18 protein-coding genes and 1 pseudogene are annotated in these 16,732 nt (G+C 38.8%); 9 read left to right on the top strand and 10 right to left on the bottom strand.

Going from position 1 to position 16,732, the window contains the following annotated elements; genetic code table 11:
• Positions 1 to 221 precede the first annotated feature (221 nt).
• Together hemF and NMK36_RS24180 are read left to right on the top strand one after the other, a co-directional pair.
• The gene (gene hemF, locus NMK36_RS24185; RefSeq protein ID WP_139294988.1) at positions 222 to 1,265 is read left to right on the top strand and encodes an oxygen-dependent coproporphyrinogen oxidase; all 1,044 of its coding nucleotides are present in this window, start codon (positions 222 to 224) and stop codon (positions 1,263 to 1,265) included.
• 59 nt (positions 1,266 to 1,324) lie between these two features.
• Positions 1,325 to 1,684, top strand: a pseudogene (locus tag NMK36_RS24180) (STAS domain-containing protein); the annotation flags it as partial.
• Positions 1,685 to 1,930: 246 nt separating this feature from the next.
• Here the strand turns inward: NMK36_RS24180 and NMK36_RS24175 are convergent.
• A complete protein-coding gene (locus NMK36_RS24175; protein ID WP_072718110.1) occupies positions 1,931 to 2,557 on the bottom strand; it encodes a chromophore lyase CpcT/CpeT in 627 nt (208 codons plus the stop codon).
• A 94-nt stretch (positions 2,558 to 2,651) separates the two neighbouring features.
• Here NMK36_RS24175 and psb29 point away from each other — a divergent pair, with 94 nt between their 5' ends.
• Positions 2,652 to 3,338 carry a photosystem II biogenesis protein Psp29 gene (psb29, locus tag NMK36_RS24170; RefSeq protein WP_072718111.1) on the top strand — a complete coding sequence of 229 codons (687 nt, stop codon included), beginning with the start codon at positions 2,652 to 2,654 and terminating at the stop codon, positions 3,336 to 3,338.
• Between the two features lie 109 nt (positions 3,339 to 3,447).
• Here psb29 and NMK36_RS24165 read toward each other — a convergent pair whose 3' ends face one another.
• Positions 3,448 to 4,038 carry a late competence development ComFB family protein gene (locus tag NMK36_RS24165; RefSeq protein WP_072718112.1) on the bottom strand — a complete coding sequence of 197 codons (591 nt, stop codon included), beginning with the start codon at positions 4,036 to 4,038 and terminating at the stop codon, positions 3,448 to 3,450.
• Positions 4,039 to 4,264: 226 nt separating this feature from the next.
• A complete protein-coding gene (locus NMK36_RS24160; protein ID WP_072718113.1) occupies positions 4,265 to 5,134 on the bottom strand; it encodes a M23 family metallopeptidase in 870 nt (289 codons plus the stop codon).
• Between the two features lie 129 nt (positions 5,135 to 5,263).
• Between NMK36_RS24160 and NMK36_RS24155 the strand changes: the two genes are divergently transcribed.
• Entirely contained in the window at positions 5,264 to 7,573 is a 2,310-nt protein-coding gene (locus NMK36_RS24155) for a cation:proton antiporter domain-containing protein (RefSeq protein ID WP_254174819.1), read from the top strand.
• Between the two features lie 31 nt (positions 7,574 to 7,604).
• Here NMK36_RS24155 and NMK36_RS24150 read toward each other — a convergent pair whose 3' ends face one another.
• The 5 genes from NMK36_RS24150 to NMK36_RS24130 form a co-directional block, all read right to left on the bottom strand.
• Positions 7,605 to 8,033 carry a hypothetical protein gene (locus tag NMK36_RS24150; protein ID WP_190519169.1) on the bottom strand — a complete coding sequence of 143 codons (429 nt, stop codon included), beginning with the start codon at positions 8,031 to 8,033 and terminating at the stop codon, positions 7,605 to 7,607.
• Between the two features lie 202 nt (positions 8,034 to 8,235).
• Complete coding sequence (locus NMK36_RS24145; protein ID WP_254174818.1) at positions 8,236 to 9,351, bottom strand: ABC transporter ATP-binding protein; 1,116 nt, start codon at positions 9,349 to 9,351, stop codon at positions 8,236 to 8,238.
• A gap of 84 nt (positions 9,352 to 9,435) precedes the next feature.
• Positions 9,436 to 10,515 (bottom strand): ABC transporter substrate-binding protein, encoded by a 1,080-nt coding sequence (locus NMK36_RS24140; protein WP_254174817.1) that lies wholly within the window; start codon positions 10,513 to 10,515, stop codon positions 9,436 to 9,438.
• 119 nt (positions 10,516 to 10,634) lie between these two features.
• Complete coding sequence (locus NMK36_RS24135; protein WP_254174816.1) at positions 10,635 to 11,507, bottom strand: ABC transporter permease; 873 nt, start codon at positions 11,505 to 11,507, stop codon at positions 10,635 to 10,637.
• Positions 11,508 to 11,515: 8 nt separating this feature from the next.
• Positions 11,516 to 12,400 carry an ABC transporter permease gene (locus tag NMK36_RS24130; RefSeq protein ID WP_254174815.1) on the bottom strand — a complete coding sequence of 295 codons (885 nt, stop codon included), beginning with the start codon at positions 12,398 to 12,400 and terminating at the stop codon, positions 11,516 to 11,518.
• Between the two features lie 142 nt (positions 12,401 to 12,542).
• On the opposite strand from NMK36_RS24130, the gene NMK36_RS24125 reads away from it, so the two are divergent.
• On the top strand, positions 12,543 to 13,211 hold the full coding sequence (locus tag NMK36_RS24125) for a sigma-70 family RNA polymerase sigma factor (RefSeq protein WP_190519159.1): 669 nt from the start codon (positions 12,543 to 12,545) through the stop codon (positions 13,209 to 13,211).
• A gap of 26 nt (positions 13,212 to 13,237) precedes the next feature.
• On the opposite strand, the gene NMK36_RS24120 is transcribed toward NMK36_RS24125, so the two are convergent.
• Positions 13,238 to 13,759, bottom strand: coding sequence for a hypothetical protein (locus NMK36_RS24120; protein ID WP_254174814.1), 522 nt, complete (start codon positions 13,757 to 13,759; stop codon positions 13,238 to 13,240).
• Positions 13,760 to 14,079: 320 nt separating this feature from the next.
• On the opposite strand from NMK36_RS24120, the gene NMK36_RS24115 reads away from it, so the two are divergent.
• Positions 14,080 to 14,325 (top strand): hypothetical protein, encoded by a 246-nt coding sequence (locus NMK36_RS24115; protein WP_254174813.1) that lies wholly within the window; start codon positions 14,080 to 14,082, stop codon positions 14,323 to 14,325.
• Positions 14,326 to 14,425: 100 nt separating this feature from the next.
• On the opposite strand, the gene NMK36_RS24110 is transcribed toward NMK36_RS24115, so the two are convergent.
• Positions 14,426 to 14,995, bottom strand: coding sequence for a hypothetical protein (locus tag NMK36_RS24110; protein WP_254174812.1), 570 nt, complete (start codon positions 14,993 to 14,995; stop codon positions 14,426 to 14,428).
• Between the two features lie 113 nt (positions 14,996 to 15,108).
• On the opposite strand from NMK36_RS24110, the gene NMK36_RS24105 reads away from it, so the two are divergent.
• From NMK36_RS24105 to NMK36_RS29040, 3 genes are all read left to right on the top strand, one after another.
• Positions 15,109 to 15,699: a rhomboid family intramembrane serine protease gene (locus NMK36_RS24105; protein ID WP_254174811.1), complete on the top strand. Its 591-nt coding sequence runs from the start codon at positions 15,109 to 15,111 to the stop codon at positions 15,697 to 15,699.
• Positions 15,700 to 15,812: 113 nt separating this feature from the next.
• Positions 15,813 to 16,580, top strand: a complete 768-nt coding sequence (locus NMK36_RS24100) for a DUF1350 family protein (protein WP_072718701.1) — start codon at positions 15,813 to 15,815, stop codon at positions 16,578 to 16,580.
• Between the two features lie 36 nt (positions 16,581 to 16,616).
• Entirely contained in the window at positions 16,617 to 16,721 is a 105-nt protein-coding gene (locus NMK36_RS29040) for a hypothetical protein (RefSeq protein ID WP_367400317.1), read from the top strand.
• Positions 16,722 to 16,732 lie beyond the last annotated feature (11 nt).

Genomic DNA, 16,732 nt, shown 5'->3' with positions numbered 1-16,732 from the left:
CAAGAATTCGGCAATTTAACGGCTCTTCATATTTTGATAATAAGTGTTAAAAACGCTTAAGCTAACTTCAAATTAAAGTAAAGAAGATTTACAGTCTCAGAAATTTAAGGCATCAGTAGCCATTAGCCACTTGACTCCAGGGACACAATATAGACATGATCATAACGCTTGGCGAGATTAAAACAAATGGTTCGCCAAACAAGATAGGTTAAAAAAAAATTATGACAGCTTCTCAGATATCGGAAATTACTACGCCCCAGTTGATCCCTCCGACTGACTCCAAAACCCGTGTCAGTGAGTTTATGAAACAAATCCAGGATGAAATTTGTCAAGGCTTAGAAAAACTCGATGGCCTTGGCAAATTTAGAGAGGACTCTTGGGATCGCCCAGAAGGCGGTGGCGGTCGGACTCGTGTGATTCGAGATGGGGATGTGTTTGAACAAGGGGGAGTGAATTTCTCCGAAGTTTGGGGCGAAACATTGCCTCCTTCAATTCTGACACAACGTCCAGAGGCAGCCGGACAGGGATTTTATGCCACAGGAACCTCAATGGTACTCCATCCCCGCAATCCCTATATTCCAACGGTACACCTTAATTATCGCTATTTTGAAGCGGGGCCTGTATGGTGGTTTGGGGGCGGGATTGATTTAACCCCTTATTATCCCTTTGCTGAAGATGCTCACCATTTTCATCAAACCTTAAAACAAACTTGCGATCGCCACCATGAAGAGTATTATCCTGTATTCAAACGTTGGTGTGATGAATATTTCTATTTGAAACATCGCCAAGAAACACGAGGGGTGGGGGGCATCTTTTTTGACTATCAAGATCCCCAAAGTCAACTTTATAAAGGCCCTGATCCGAAAGGAACAGCAGCCTTGTATAGTAATGAAGTGGGAACCCCAGATTCGAGAGATTGGGAATCTTTGTTCAGTTTTATTCAAGACTGTGGACAAGCTTTTCTACCTGCTTATGGGCCGATTGTAGAACGGCGGCGTTCTCATGAATACGGAGATCGAGAACGACAGTTCCAATTATATCGGCGAGGTCGATATGTGGAATTCAACTTGGTTTATGATCGAGGGACGATTTTTGGCTTACAAACCAATGGTCGTACTGAGTCCATTCTCATGTCTTTACCGCCTCTGGTACGATGGGAATATGGCTATGAGCCGGAACCGGGAACTCCAGAAGCAGAATTGTATGAGACTTTCTTAAAGCCTCAAGATTGGGCGAACTGGACTGCTCCTAACTCACAGGTCTAAGTTAAACTACTGTCAGATAAGCAACCAACGCAATATCAAAAATTCCGAGGGGACGGTCAGTGATTCATATCGATCAAAAAGAACATACGACCCAGGATGGTACAAAGGTCATTGTCTTGGCACCAACAGGACGCCTAGACATCACAACAGCTTGGCAATTCCGCCTCAAGTTGCAGGAATGTATATCTAAATTGAGTCGCCATGTCGTAGTAAATCTAGGTCAAGTGAACTTTATTGATAGTTCGGGTCTGACTTCACTGGTTGCTGGAATGCGAGATGCTGACAAAGTGAAGGGTAGCTTCCGAATTTGTAATGTTCATCCAGAAGCCAAACTGGTATTTGAGGTGACCATGATGGATTCTGTCTTTGAAATTTTTGAGACGGAAGATGAAGCCCTTGAAGGTGGGGTAAGAGAAAGTTCAGGGGGGGACAATCGCCCCCAACCCAGACAGGGCCGGGGTGGGTTAGAAACCCATAAACCCACAGAAAAATAGCAAGCTTATCCAGTAATCTTTCTATCTCTCTTGTCGCCCCCTGAAAAGAGCCAGTGGAAATCAGATCACGGCACGCTAACCCTACTCGGCTTTCTGTCAAAACAAGAGGCGTACTTCTGTACGTCTCTCAGCAGAAGCCTGATCTGAACAAATTTTCAGTTGGGATTGAGATTAAAGGTCATTAGGCAGTAAAGAAGCAAAACAAGACTGTTTTTGGAATTGAAATGGCCCTAACATCGCCCCCCACAATGGTTTTCCAGTGGTAGGGTCAATACCTTTGTCATAGCTGAAAAATTCATCCTGGGTGGCTTCAAAACCCAATTCAACTTGATAGGTTTTGTTTTGATAACTAAAGCAACAGATTTGGTCTTTTGGAGGTATGGCTTTGAATCGATAATGATTAGGGCTTAAGACTTGATAAGTAATATTTAAGGTACAACCGGGCAAAAGTTTTAAATCCTCTGGGGTAAGATGTTGCAACCGTTCTGGATCTTGTCCAGCACCTTGCACCTGAGAAATATTTTGAGGCATATAATATTGAGCCTCTAAAGGGAACTCAGGATTAAGGGAGGAGCGTAACTGAATAAACCGAGGACGATAGGGTTGATTCAGGTTAACAATATTGGCTTGTTCGGCAAATAGGATCAAGCTGGGTTCGGGAAACAGATTGAAGGGAACTGGACGATGCCAGAGGTGTAAATGGACATACCAAACGGGGTCAGCCAAGGCTTGGGCTTGATTATTAAACTCTCCCGCCATATATTCCGCTAAAGCTCTAAGTTCAGGGGATATTACCATTGGTTGTTTCCGTTGTGATTGTTTAATTTCTAGGATTCAAAATCCTGAACACAAAAAAATTAAAATAGTATTTAGTCCCTTTTAAGATTGGCTTGTGAACAACATCCGCACGGTTTCAGATACAAAGCGTACTTTTTACAGTCTACACACTCGCCCGATCAATTCCATCTATCGTCGTGTGGTCGAGGAGTTGATGGTGGAAATGCACTTGCTCTCGGTCAATGTTGACTTTAGCTATGACCCCATTTATGCGTTGGGTGTTGTAACAGCTTTTGATCGCTTTATGCAAGGGTATCAACCGTCATCCGATCAAGACTCGATTTTTAATGCGCTGATCAAAGCACAACAAGATGACCCGCAAAAATATCGGGGTGATGCTCAACACTTAACAGAATTAGCCAAAACTCTATCGGTTAAAGATTTAATTGTTAATTTAAAGGCTTCTCCTGATGAAGTTGCGGAGACTGAGTTGCTAGGATATTTCCGAACCGTCGCAACTAATCCCAAATGGAAATACAGTCGCTTGTATGCCATTGGTTTATACACCTTGTTAGAGGTTGCTGATCCCAATGGAATTCAAGACAAAGCTACAGGCGAACAAATCTTAACTCAACTGGCTGAAGCATTACACTTGCCTCAAGATAAACTGCTCAAGGATTTAGATCTCTATCGCAGCAATCTTGAAAAAGTGGCGCAAGCCCGCATCATGATTGAAGAAATGACCCAAGCGGAACGGAAGAAACGGGAACAACGAGCTAATGAAGCGGTTGGCTTAAATTGAACGCAGCCAAAAGTTCCCCATTAACATCTCTCAATCAGGAGTTATGAGAGGTTCAGGTTAATCAAAGTTGTCCATCAGCAACCCTGATTGATCTGAACCTATCCCCAACTCAATAATCCTGACCAATTTCATGAACTGAGGAGGTGTTAATCGGTTTAGAGGTCATGTTAGAGGTCGGGTCATAGTTTTGGGCATAGGTCTGTAATAGTGAACTGACTTGAGATAAGACGGCTTCCCCTGTAGATTTCCCGAGAACCGTTTGATTTTGAGCCGCACGGTTTAAGTTACGCTCAATCGCTTCTTTAACCTGATTGGCAATCAGCACTTGGAGTTCTTCTTTGGCTCTTGAGCGTTGATATTGGGCACCTTCTTCCGTTGTGGCATAGAGGGGAGGAAGACGATTTAACGCATAGGCAGCAATATCCCCCACATCTAAGCTTTGCTCACTATTTTCTTCAATTTCTGCAACCCGAGCGATCGCTTCACTCAGGACTAATTCCTCCATCACATTAATAAATTGTTTCCGGGGTAAAACGACGACTTCACCCGTTAACAAGGCTCCCATCAACCGATCCAGAGCCATATATTCTTCAATGGAAAGTTCTGAGGCGGTATTACAAATTCGTCCAACCTCTGCCTCCATTGAGGGGGTCAGATAACCATCTTGCAATGCTTGCTCAACAATCTTTTCAATACTCATAATGCTTTTACACTTCGCATCATTATGTTTAACTGCTCTTGCCTAAAATATTCCCTAAAAATAGAAATTAATATACTCAGGGAATTAGGTTGAACCGAGCCATAATCTAGGGTTTTGTTTTTTTAACATTCGCTAAGAATATCATATTCAGGCTATGGCTACTTCTTCTAGGATACCATTGGCAAGGTGATGGGAATTAACCGGATGAATCTGGGGAAATACAAATTTAATCAATGGCTGCATAACGCCAGGGAACCGGATCAACAGATTGACCCTGCACATAGAGTCCCCAATGGAGATGGGGGCCGGTAGAAGCCCCGGATGAACCCACCGCCCCAATCACTTGACCCGCTTGGACAAAATCCCCCTCTTTCACATCAATCCGGCTGAGGTGCATCAAAATACTCCCCACCCCTTGACCATGATCTAAACCAATCACATTGCCATGAATCTGAAATCCTTCTGATTCCCGTCCCACCAGGGCGACTCGTCCAGCCGCTGGGGCAATCACCGGGGAACCCATCCCCCCGGCATAATCCACCCCTCGATGATAATAGTCCTCAGCAAAATCCCCATTGTAGTAACGACGCACACCATAAATCGTGGTAATTTCACCTGAATTCGGTCGTAAAAAAGGGCCGTTCCAATATTTTTCCGGGGTGACAAGGGCTTTAAACGCATCGACGCGATCAAATTCGTGATCGGTTCCCTGGAGTTCTTCTTTATCCGGGGGTAGCCAAATCGATTGAGTCGGAAAATCGCGATCGCGCAGTTGTACCGTTACATTCTGTACCTGTGTCCCATCATTAACTTGTAGGGATTTGGTTCCCGGCTGATCTAAAGGCGTGGTGGGTAATAAAACCCGCATTCGGTTCGGGCCAATGGCAAACATGGGATAAGTTTTCCCCTGCCAAGTCACCGTGGGTTGGGTTGCTGAAGCAGCAGACTCCAAAACCACAGACAGGGTATCTCCCAACTCAGGAGAGGAGGGATTCACTCGTACCTGGGCTGCGAATCCTGGAAGGGCCAGGACGACTGCAACCGTGATTAGGCTTAACATTAACGACTTGATCCCCCTACGCACTTTCAGTCTCATCTTTACTCTCTCCAATATTGATGGATCGTCCGGTAAAATTTTAGGGCTGATGTCGGAATCTTGACAATTTTAGTATCCTTAGAATAAGTAACAGAACGTTACATTGAATCACTTAGTCTAAGATAAACCGTGCCAGAAGATTTTCGCTTAATTGTAGATTTAGTTCTTGTCCTTGCGGCGGCGACGATTGGAGGACTGTTAGCATCTTTACTCCGACAACCTGCGATTCTGGGTTATTTGATTGGGGGAATGATTGTTGGCCCTAGTGGATTAGGGGTAATTAAAGAATTAGTTCAGGTGGAAACCCTCGCTCAATTTGGAGTCGCGTTTCTTCTCTTTGCCTTAGGGGTGGAATTTTCCTTTGCGGAATTAAAGAAAGTTCAAGGAATTAGTTTAGGAGGAGGGGGGTTACAAATTGTTTTTACAATATTAATTACCGCCCTAGCTATGGGAATTTTGGGTTGGGATACTTCTCCGATTCAAGGCATCTTTTTAGGGGCAATTTTATCTTTGTCTTCAACGGCGGTTGTCCTCAAATGTTTGATGGAACGCAATGAAATGGCAACCCCGCAAGGTCAGGTGATGCTAGGAATTCTGGTGGTACAGGATTTAGCCTTGGGGTTAATGTTAGCGGTGTTACCTGCTTTAAATCAACCCCAAGGTAATGTGATTTTTGAAGCCGTAGGACGCTCACTTTTATTAATAGGATTATTTGCTTTAGGGGCTATTATTGCGGGGATTTGGATGATTCCTCGGCTGTTACGATTTTTAGCCCAAACCGAAAGCCGAGAGCTTTTTTTATTAGGGGTTGTGGCGTTATGTTTAGGGATTGCACTATTAACAGAACATTTAGGGTTTTCCATTGAAATGGGAGCCTTTGTTGCCGGGTTAATGATTTCTGAAGTGGAATATGCGGATCAAACTTTAACCTATGTGGAACCGATTCGAGATATTTTTGCAGCTTTGTTTTTTGTCGCAGTGGGAATGTTAATTGATCCGGTATTTCTGTGGCAACATTTAGAATTAATTATCGGATTAATGGTATTAATTGTAGTGGGGAAAACCTTAATTATTATTCCGATTGTTAAACTATTTGGCTATTCTTGGAGAACGTCAATTATTACGGGATTGGGATTAGCTCAAATTGGAGAATTTTCCTTTGTTTTAGCCAGTGCAGGGCAAGGATTAGGTTTAGTTTCTCGACGGATTTATTTATTAATTGTGGGAACCACAGCCCTGACATTAATTATTACCCCGTTTATTTTACAATTTGCACCTAAACTCTTAGACTGGATAGAAGAAAAATGGGATTTGTCGAGTGTTTTAGAAAAAAGTCAGAAAATTAAGGAAATTTCTGAAGAATTACCCCAACAAAACCATATTATTGTGTGTGGATATGGACGAGTCGGGAGAAATTTAGTTCGGCTATTACAAAGTCATAATTATTCGGTTGTTGTCATTGATCAATCGGAACAATCTGTACAGGAATTGAGAAATAATAACATTCCTTATTTATATGGAAATGCGGCGAGTTTGCACGTTTTAGAAACCGCCGGAGTGGATCGGGCAACCTCAATGGCGATCGCTCTTTCTGATCCAATGAGTACCCGATTATGCTTAAAACGATCCTTAGAATTTTCACCGAATTTAGATGTAATTGTTATCGCTGATCGGGATAAAGATATTGAACTTTTGTATCAATTGGGTGCGAAAGAAGTTGTACAACCTGAGTTTGAAGCGAGTTTAGAATTATCGACTCATTTATTAACAAGAATGGGTTTACCTGAAAATAAAATCAAACAGGAAATGCAAGAAATTCGTCAAGATCAGTATTCGGATTTTCGCCCTAAACAATCTCCTCAAGAAGTGGCGCGGGATTTACAGCAAGCGACTCAAGAAATGAATAGTAAATGGTATACCTTACCCCCGACTTCTCCCTTAACAGGAATGACTTTAGAAGAAAGTAATATTCGTCCGATGACGGGAATTAGTGTGATGGCAATTCGCCGTTTGACGGGGGAAGAAATTGATTATCCTGATGGTCAAACTCGTTTAGAAAAGGATGATAAATTATTAGTTGTGGGGGAAACGGCAGCGTTAGAAACGTTAGATCAATTGGCAAAAGGGGAGGTGACAATTCCCGCAGAAAGTATTTCTTGTCAATGGTTAAATATTCCTGAAAATAGCACGGTGATCGGTAAACCTTTATCTAAATTAGATTTAGCAAATCGTTTTAGGGTACAAGTTCAAGCTTTACGTCGAGAAGATAAATTTTATCGCTGGCCGAATCGAAATTTAGATTTGCAAGTCGGCGATCGCTTATTACTATGTGGTAGTTTTCATGATTTAAACCAAGCTAGACGAGAAGTAATTCCTGTTAATATTCCTCCTTTGAAAATATTAAAAGAAACCCAGGAGGATTTAACCATTAAAAATTAAGGGTGTTTACAGTTAACGATTGGCTGTTGACTTAAAACCATTGTCCTCCCCGAAAACGCCATTGGGGGAATAAAATTCTAATTAGACTTTGAGAGGTGATAAAAATAGCAATCCAAACACAACTGTAGTGAAAAATAAATAATCCTAAGTTAAATTTTGAGGGAGAAATACCCGGTAAACCGATCATTTTGATCAAGGTTACTAAAAATAACGCTTCCCCAATCCCGGCTAAGAGTTGAAAAGCTCCTGGCCAATCTCGATCCCAGCGAAATTGTTGAAGCTTGATATAGAGAATATCCCACAAAAATCCAAAACAGGTAATATATCCTAAAATCCAAAAATAAATTGATCGGGGTTGATCACCGATTTGGAGTATAAAAAAAGCTAAGGTTACTAAAACACCAATGGTTGCAAACAAAAATAGACGAGTTTGCCAACGTCCGATTAATGTTGGAGTCATGGAGATAAAAATTGAGAATTTTAGAAGAGATTATTGTAAATTTTTGTTAAAGACTGGGATTTTATATTCCTCTAATCAGTTTAGAATATTATAATATAAATTGATAGCATTGCACCCGGATTGAGCGCCCATTGTGTTAATTATGGGCGTTTTTTTATAAAAAATTGACTCTTCAGTATTGAGAATACCATTCTATTTTAATTTAATATTCAATTATCCGAATACTATTGGGCGGAAGGGCTACATTAACCTGTTGACCGATTGTAAAGCGTTGTAAATCATCTTGATGGCAATTTTGAATGCGAATCATGATGACTATTTTATCAGTTAAACGGACATTATAGCGGGTATCCGTTCCTAAATAAATTGATTCTTCAAGGATTCCTTTCCAGGTTTCAATATGGGGATCATTTGTCTGATTTTGACAAGGATTAGGATAGAGAGTTATTTTTTCAGGACGAATCACTAAATTAATAATTTGTCCTTCTATAACGGGTTGAGAGGTTGTCAGATGAAAAAGGAGTTGTTCATCGACTAAAACTGTGATTTCTTGTCCTTGAATTTGGGTAACTCGTCCCATTAAAACGTTAGTTTCTCCAATAAAATCAGCTACAAATTTAGTTTTAGGATATTCATAAATTTCCAGGGGGGTTCCGACTTGTAATAATTCTCCATGATTCATCACTCCAATGCGGTCGGACAGGGTTAATGCTTCTTCTTGATCATGGGTAACATAAACAAAAGTAATCCCTAATTGTTTCTGCATTTTTTTAAGTTCTAACTGCATTTCTTTTCGCAGTTTTAAGTCTAAAGCACCCAAAGGTTCATCAAATAATAACACTTTAGGCTGTTTAACTAATGCTCTTGCTAACGCCACCCGTTGTTGTTGTCCACCGGAAAGCTGACGGGGATAACGAGTTTGAAAATCGGTTAATTTAACTAAAGATAATGCGTCTGCGACTCGACTCTTAATTTGAGGACGAGATACATTTTCCATTTCCAGTCCAAAAGCTACATTTTCCGCGATGGTTAAATGGGGAAATAACGCATAATTTTGAAAAACAGTATTGACTGGACGATGAAAGGGAGGACGATTTTTCATCGGTTCTTGATGAATTAAAATTTCCCCAGAAGTCGGAATTTCAAATCCAGCAATCATTCTTAATGTTGTGGTTTTTCCACAGCCTGATGGCCCTAACAAGGAGAAAAATTCTCCGGTTTTGATTTCTAAATTAACTTGATTAACAGCTAAGAATTCTTTGCTATTTAATCCTTTAAATAATTTAGAAACATTCAATAATTCCACAGCAAGATTCATAGGGAAAAAGAAGAGAAGGGGAGCAGTTGTAGGGTGCGTAAGAGCTTCTCGCACGCACCAAAAGAGTCAATAATCAACCATCTTTTATTTTCCCACACCGACTTTAACTTCTGTCCAAGCTTGATCATAGAATTGGGTCGCTTCTCCGACATCTTGAAGATATTGAAGTTTATCAAAAATTTCTGAGGGGGGATAAATACCAGGATTTTTTAAGTTTTCTGCTTCAATTAATTTTTGATCAATCGCAATTTTGTTGGGGGAAGCAAAATCAATAAAGTTAGAAATTTTTGCACTATTTTCAGGTTCTAAAACAAAGTTAATAAAGGTTTCAGCAAGTTTTTTATTGGGTGCACCTTTGGGAATCACCATATTATCCATCCCAATAATACTCCCTTCTTTGGGAATTACATAACGTAAATCTGGATTTTCTGCCATGACTTGAAAAATATCACCACTATATTCCATGGTTAAACTCACTTCTCCTTGATTTAACAATTGTTGACCTGTATCGGGTACAAATGCAGCAATATTATCTTTATTTTGAATCAAGAAATCTCGCGCCTTTTGGATTTCTTCGGGGTTTTTCGTATTAGGACTATAACCTAAATACATCAAAACAGCCCCCATTGTATGACGCATATCATCTAATAAACTGACTTTTCCTTGATATTTGGGATCGACTAAGGCTGACCAACTGTTAATTTCTTCTCCTGTTTTTTTCAGATTATATCCTATTCCTAAAGTCACCCATTGATAGGGAATACTATATTTATTACCGGGGTCATAGGGAGGATTTAAAAATTTAGGTTCAATATTTTTAAGATTAGAAATATTAGCACTCTCTAATTCTTCTAACATCTGTTCATTAATCATAATTTTAACCATATAATCGGGTGGGAAGGCTACATCATAACCGGGGTTTCCCGCTTTTAATTTCGCGTAGAGGCTTTCCGCACTATCATAAGTATCATAATTAATTTTGACTTGATATTTTTGTTCAAAAGCTTTCAGAACTTCCGGGTCAATATAGGTTGACCAGTTATAAAGATTGAGTACATTTGCAGTAGTGGGACTTGGAGGGGTATTAGATTGATTTTGTGTACATCCAAAGGGCAAAAATACGCCTAAACAGAAGAGTAAAATTAAGGTTAAAATTCGTTTCATATTGGGAAAACAGATAGGGTTGTGATGTATAAACTTATAAGCAAAGATCATCTTATAATTGTAAACTGAATGGGGTTTAAAAACAAGATTTTTTAAATTTTAATTAGGATTGAGTGTTGTTAATGTTTAACACTAACTTGATCTTGTAATTTTAAAGATGAGATGACTAAGAAAAGAGATGCCAATAACATCAACGTTGAAATCGCATTAATGACTGGCGTGATGGACAATTTAATCATGCCATAAACAAATAAAGGTAAAGTTGTTGCGCCAACTCCTGTTGTAAAAAAGGTGACAACAAAATCATCTAATGATAAGGTAAAGGCTAATAATGCACCGCTTAAAATAGCCGGAAAAATTAAAGGGAAGGTAACTCTCCAAAAGGTTTTCCATTCATTAGCTCCTAAATCTAAAGCAGCTTCTTCTAAAGTGGGATCTAAGTCAGCTAAACGCGCTCTCACAGTAATAGTAATAAAGGCAATACTAAAGGTTGCATGGCTAATTATAACGGAAGGTAAGCCTAATGTTAAGCGAATTCCAGTCAGATTTTCTAAGATTCTAAAAACTAACGTAAAAAAGACCAATAAAGATACCCCTAATGTAATTTCAGGAATAATAATGGGCAACAATAATAAGGCTTCTAATAGTTTAGAACCGGGAAACCGAAAGCGTTCTAAAGCTAATGCCATCATTGTTCCTAGAATAGAGGCAATTACCGTAGAAATAATAGCAATTATTAAGCTATTTTGCAGAGAAATCCAGAGACTTTGAGTAGAAATATCGGCGGTACTTTCTGTTAAGCCACTCAATAACTTTTGATACCATTTTAAGGTAAATCCTGTCCAATTGGAATTCAACCGAGAAGCATTAAAGGAATAAATAATTAAGATTAAAATGGGTAAGTAAAGAAACGTGAGAGCAAAGGTGGCTAGTAAAGCGAGTCCTCGTCTTCCCCAAGCATGAATAAAAGTCTCAAGAGTTGCGGTTTTCATTATATTTATTAAAGAGAATTTTCCGAATTAGAACTACGAAAATAAATCATGACCGGAATTAAGACTAAAATCATTAATCCCATTGATAAGGCTGACCCAAAAGGCCAGTGACGAGCTTGTAAAAATTGATTTTGAATTAAATTACCCACCATAACTGTTTTTGCACCTCCGAGAATATCGGGGGTAATAAATGCGCCTAAAGCCGGAATAAAAACCAAAATAGACCCGGCAATAATGCCAGGATAAGTTAAGGGTAAAATAATTCTCAAAAATGTTCTAATATCGTTTGCACCTAGATCTTGGGCTGCTTCAACTAAAGAAAAGTTTAATCGTTCAATCGTTGCATAGAGGGGTAGAATCATAAAGGGTAAATAACCATAAATTAGACCTATAATAACAGCAAAGGGAGTAAACAATAAGTTTAAAGGTTCTTGAATTAAATTTAAACTTTGGAGGACGGTATTAACTACACCTTCAGAACGCAAAATAATAATCCAAGCATAGGTTCTAACTAGGAAATTTGTCCAGAAGGGAATAATCACTAAAAACAAAAGTAGATTTCGCCAACGGGGAGAAGCCGTAGCAATAAAAAAGGCTAAGGGATAACCAATGATTAAGCAAATTAAAGTTGTTAATGCTGCTAGACCGAGGGAACGTCCAAAAATATTTAGGTATAAATCATTGGCTAATCTTTGATAATTGCTCCAGGTAAATTCCCAAGTGACTCCGCCATAAGTTCCTCGTTGTAAAAAACTATAAATAAAGACAATCACCAGGGGAATAATAAAAAAAATCAGTAACCAAATTGTAGGAGGAAGTAATAAGAGCAATAAGTTTTTTGTTTTTCGGGTTTCTAGGGTTGAATGAGATGGTTTTTGCAGTAAGAAAGCCATAAATCAAAATTAAGAATATTAGAGTCAAAGGATGAGGAGGTCAGCCAAGAATAAATTAAGCTTCAAGAGTTGATTTCTGATCCAAAATCAGCTATCATGCAACGGGAAAACACTATCCAGCTAAAATTCGCTGTGAGTTGCCGTGCAAACGCTTCACTTACCTGAATCAAATCATCCCCTGGTCAAATCTCTATTTCATCACAAAGACCAGGAATTGTTAACTCTGTTTCAGAATTATCCTGATCAGGGGAAATACTTTGTTGCTATTTTCTGCCGCTATGGTTTAATTGTCTATACATTAATTCGTCATTCGGTACGATCTCCTGTACAAGCCGATTATTTATTCTCTCAAACCTGGCGACATATTTTTTATGAAATGCGTCCTTTAAATTTAAGGGAACAAGAGAATACAGACGGGGGAACCACGCTACAAAACTGGTTAATTAATGTTACCGCAGTTTGTATTAATCAAGCCGAGTTACCCCCTGTAGAATCAATTCAATATTCTTTATCCGCAGCACCCCCTCCTCTGTGGTGTTATGTGGGATTAGTATTAGATCGAATGGAACCTTTATTAAGGTTAATTCTCGTCATGGCGCAAACTTTTCATTGGAGTGAAACTCGGATTTCAGCTTACTTACAAGCCGAGGGAGAGTCTGTTTCTCCGAATGAAGTTAAAGAACTATTGAATGGAGCTTATCGCACATTAGAGGAAAATTTACCCACTGATATTCGGGAAATTTATCTTAATGAAAAGAGTTTGGCTTCTCAGTTAGAGCAAAATCCCGATCAACAAATATTAAAGCCTTAAATTGGCAGGAAAAATGCGAATCGAAATTAATTCAAAAATACACTTCCTGTTTCCGTAATATTGAGAGATCTCGTATCAATATTGAAATCATTGGTCACTCGGAATTGAACTTCTAAAACTCCAGGGGAAGTTTGCTTGGGTTGAACAAGTAATAAACCTCCATCTTGGCGGCGATAGGTTAACGTAATCGGAGGTGAACCTTGTACTTGAATGGTAGAATTTTGCACTAACCATTCTTCACGAGTTCCTCCAATCACTTGATATTGAATGGGTACATTAGCATTATTAATTAATTTAAGGGTGACAACTCCATTGACTGCACCAACTCTTGCACTGGGTAAAGGAAATTGAGGGGGAATATTATTTTTTTCAGCATTAGAAGAATTAGAATTAGAATTAGAATTAGAGGGTGTTGTGGCAGGTGCTGCTTGTGGTTGTACTGGTTTACCGGGAGGGGGGCCACCTGCTAATGTAATCGCAGATAAAGCGGTGAACCCTCCACCGATAGCGAGGAGCCAAATCATCAAGTGAGATAAAGTAATTTTCATGATTGATCATCCTTTAATAAATATTTACAAATTTTGGGATCAGTTGATTTAATCCAGTTTAAGCTAGATTAACAATTTGAGGGTGTAATTTGGTTTTTGTTTAACTTTTACAGAACATCTGCTGTTGTTCAAACCCTCACCTTTGGTATTGATGAGTTTTTACACTGAATTCAGACTTGCTCTATAATGGGTACATCATCCTGATCCGATTCACCCAAATAGGTAACAGGTTAAAACCCAATATTGTGATCATTTTAGCTATGAAATTGCTCAGAAAATTCCCAATTTTTATCTTAACCTTCAGTGTTCTGATTGTCTCTATGTTAGCAATCGTACAACCCGTTTTAAATTCACGGCATACTCATCAGTTAGTGGCTCAATTCATCCCCATCATTCGTACTAAAGTTGCCTTTGTAACACCTCAAATTTCCCCGAATCAGGATATTGAAAAAGACATCAGCCTCAATCAAATTTCTGCTACCTTAGCTTCAACCTGGACAACGACAGATCACAGCAATACTGCTATTACAGGATGCAATTGTCCTCAATGTCAATTAACCGTTTAATTTAACTCAACAAAATCACTTCTGGTGTTGACTGAAATTAAAAACAACATCAGAAGTTGATCATTTTAAGCCATTCCTCTCCCTAAATGAAACTGATGAATCAGAACTCTTTTGCTATTTTAACCCAAACTTCAATTCCTTTTTGAGTCGGTTTACCAGTAGAGGTAAATGTCCAAATACTTCGTTTTTGTTGGGGGCCATAACTAATATGAATCGGTCGATTTTTACCATAAAAATAAAGAGAATCAAAGGGAAGCCGTTTTTTTAAAATCCAATCAACTAATTGATCACTCTCTAATTCTAAAATCAGGAAATCACAAGCGGCTCCCAATCGTTTACAGTAATACTCTCCATTCTGTTTAACTTCATGGGCAATATGTTGATCAAGGTTAGGAGCAACTCGACCATTTTTTAATCCGGTTATCGGATCTTTTTTCTCCAAATAAATTCTTAAGTTGTGGGAACAAAAACCGTAAGTTAGCTTAAATCTAGCCAGACTATAATAGTCAATAACGGGATCAATAATATAATAATTTAACGCTTTTAAAGCTTGAATGGATTCTTCAGAATTAGGATAAGGATTAATGTGATCTGAATATTTTTGATAAGTATTTGTACAGGTGCAAAAATGATTTAAGCTGAGATATTTTCCTAATAGAACGTCTTTCATGGGCAATTGACTCAATTTTTGATTATCATATAATTGATAATAGCCGAATGCGAAACGACGAAAGCTGGTTTTGTAGTTAACCCAAACACCTGATCTTCCAAGCCTGAACCATTATGTCTGATCAAACCGAAACCTCACTCACCCAGGAACTCAAAAGCCATATCCTCATTTTAGGGGGAATTGTGGCGTTGCTGTGGATTATTGAAATTATTGATTTTTTTGTATTTAGAGGCACATTAAATCGCTTAGGGATTCGTCCCCATAGTTTCCAAGGGTTAGAAGGCATTTTTTTCGCCCCGTTTTTACATGGGAACTTTAATCATTTAGCAGCCAATACTTTACCTTTAATTACATTGGGTTGGTTTATCATGCTGCGGGGTGTTAAAGATTTTTTTGTAGTCACATTCATAACCATGATGGTTAGTGGTTTAGGAGTGTGGTTATTTGGTTCTCCCTATACCATTCATATTGGGGCGAGTGGCGTTATTTTTGGATATTTAGGATTTTTGTTATTAAGAGGATTTTTTGAACGCAGTTTCGTTTCCATTGCGTTATCCTTACTGGTAGGTTGGCTTTATGGAGGCTTAGTTTGGGGAATTTTACCCTTACAATATGGGATTTCTTGGCAAGGACATCTATTTGGATTTATCGGCGGGGTCTTGGCTGCACAAATGCTGGCTCAATCTCACCGAACTAAAGCATAATTTAGATTAACCCAAAATTCTCATTCATTAGGTAACATACATTTAAAACCCTCTGTACCAGAGTCAGAAGCATGGCTCCAGAGGTTAAACCAAATTATAATATAAAAGGGTTCATGGACTGGCTTTCAATTTCTGGAAATTGGGTTTTAATTCCCCCTCGTCCTCAAGCAATCGTGCATTTTTTAGGAGGGGCATTTGTGGCAACAGCACCCCATTTAACCTATCGTTGCTTATTAGAAGAATTAGCACATCAAGGTTATGCAATTGTTGCGACTCCTTTTGTAAATACCCTCGATCATACCGCCATTGCTAAAGACGTTTTATGGACATTTGAAGATGGGTTAGAAGATTTATATGATCTGCAATTCTTAAAACGGCGAGGTTTACCGATTTATGGATTAGGACATAGTATGGGATGTAAAGTACATTTGTTAATGGGTTCTTTATTTCCCATAGAAAGATCGGGGAATATTTTAATGTCATTTAATAATTATGCTGCTCGTCAATCAATTCCCTTGGTTGAACAAATTTCTCAAGTTATGGACGTGGAATTTACTCCCTCTCCTGAAGAAACAAACCGTTTAGTCGGCGATCGCTATCAAATTCGACGGAATCTTTTAATTAAATTTTCTAAAGACACCATTGATCAAACGTCTAACTTACATCAAATTTTAGATCAACGGTTTCCAGGGTTAACAACCTTGCAAAAACTCAACGGTGATCATCAAACTCCCCTAGGTCAAAATGTTAGTTGGTCAGTAGGAGAAACCTTTACCCCTTTCGATGCTGTCGGTCAATGGATTAAACAAGCGGTTTATCAAGATTTAAACCAACTCAAAAAACAAATTTTGTATTGGTTAAATCCTTTAATGTCCGTTTAAAATACAGAAGTTTAAACTCAAGCCTTATTAGGAAATATTTATGTACAGATGGAACAATGGCAAGACGCTATCGTTTGCTATCAAGAAGCGGTTAAAGCTTATCATCAAGCTACCGAATTAGCCAAAAAATTAGTGAATTAAAAGTTTCCTAA

Source organism: Planktothrix pseudagardhii, from assembly GCF_904830925.1.
In the GTDB taxonomy this organism is placed as follows: Bacteria; Cyanobacteriota; Cyanobacteriia; order Cyanobacteriales; family Microcoleaceae; genus Planktothrix; species Planktothrix tepida.
This window is presented reverse-complemented; position numbering and strand designations above follow the sequence as displayed.

Bases quoted from the DNA above. Each gene is read 5' to 3' on its own strand.
- hemF (WP_139294988.1), top strand. From the start codon at position 222: ATGACAGCTTCTCAGATATCGGAAATTACTACGCCCCAGTTGATCCCT.
- NMK36_RS24175 (WP_072718110.1), bottom strand. From the start codon at position 2,557: ATGGTAATATCCCCTGAACTTAGAGCTTTAGCGGAATATATGGCGGGA.
- NMK36_RS24165 (WP_072718112.1), bottom strand. From the start codon at position 4,038: ATGAGTATTGAAAAGATTGTTGAGCAAGCATTGCAAGATGGTTATCTG.
- NMK36_RS24160 (WP_072718113.1), bottom strand. From the start codon at position 5,134: ATGAGACTGAAAGTGCGTAGGGGGATCAAGTCGTTAATGTTAAGCCTA.
- NMK36_RS24150 (WP_190519169.1), bottom strand. From the start codon at position 8,033: ATGACTCCAACATTAATCGGACGTTGGCAAACTCGTCTATTTTTGTTT.
- NMK36_RS24145 (WP_254174818.1), bottom strand. From the start codon at position 9,351: ATGAATCTTGCTGTGGAATTATTGAATGTTTCTAAATTATTTAAAGGA.
- NMK36_RS24140 (WP_254174817.1), bottom strand. From the start codon at position 10,515: ATGAAACGAATTTTAACCTTAATTTTACTCTTCTGTTTAGGCGTATTT.
- NMK36_RS24135 (WP_254174816.1), bottom strand. From the start codon at position 11,507: ATGAAAACCGCAACTCTTGAGACTTTTATTCATGCTTGGGGAAGACGA.
- NMK36_RS24130 (WP_254174815.1), bottom strand. From the start codon at position 12,400: ATGGCTTTCTTACTGCAAAAACCATCTCATTCAACCCTAGAAACCCGA.
- NMK36_RS24120 (WP_254174814.1), bottom strand. From the start codon at position 13,759: ATGAAAATTACTTTATCTCACTTGATGATTTGGCTCCTCGCTATCGGT.
- NMK36_RS24115 (WP_254174813.1), top strand. From the start codon at position 14,080: ATGTTAGCAATCGTACAACCCGTTTTAAATTCACGGCATACTCATCAG.
- NMK36_RS24110 (WP_254174812.1), bottom strand. From the start codon at position 14,995: ATGAAAGACGTTCTATTAGGAAAATATCTCAGCTTAAATCATTTTTGC.
- NMK36_RS24105 (WP_254174811.1), top strand. From the start codon at position 15,109: ATGTCTGATCAAACCGAAACCTCACTCACCCAGGAACTCAAAAGCCAT.
- NMK36_RS24100 (WP_072718701.1), top strand. From the start codon at position 15,813: ATGGACTGGCTTTCAATTTCTGGAAATTGGGTTTTAATTCCCCCTCGT.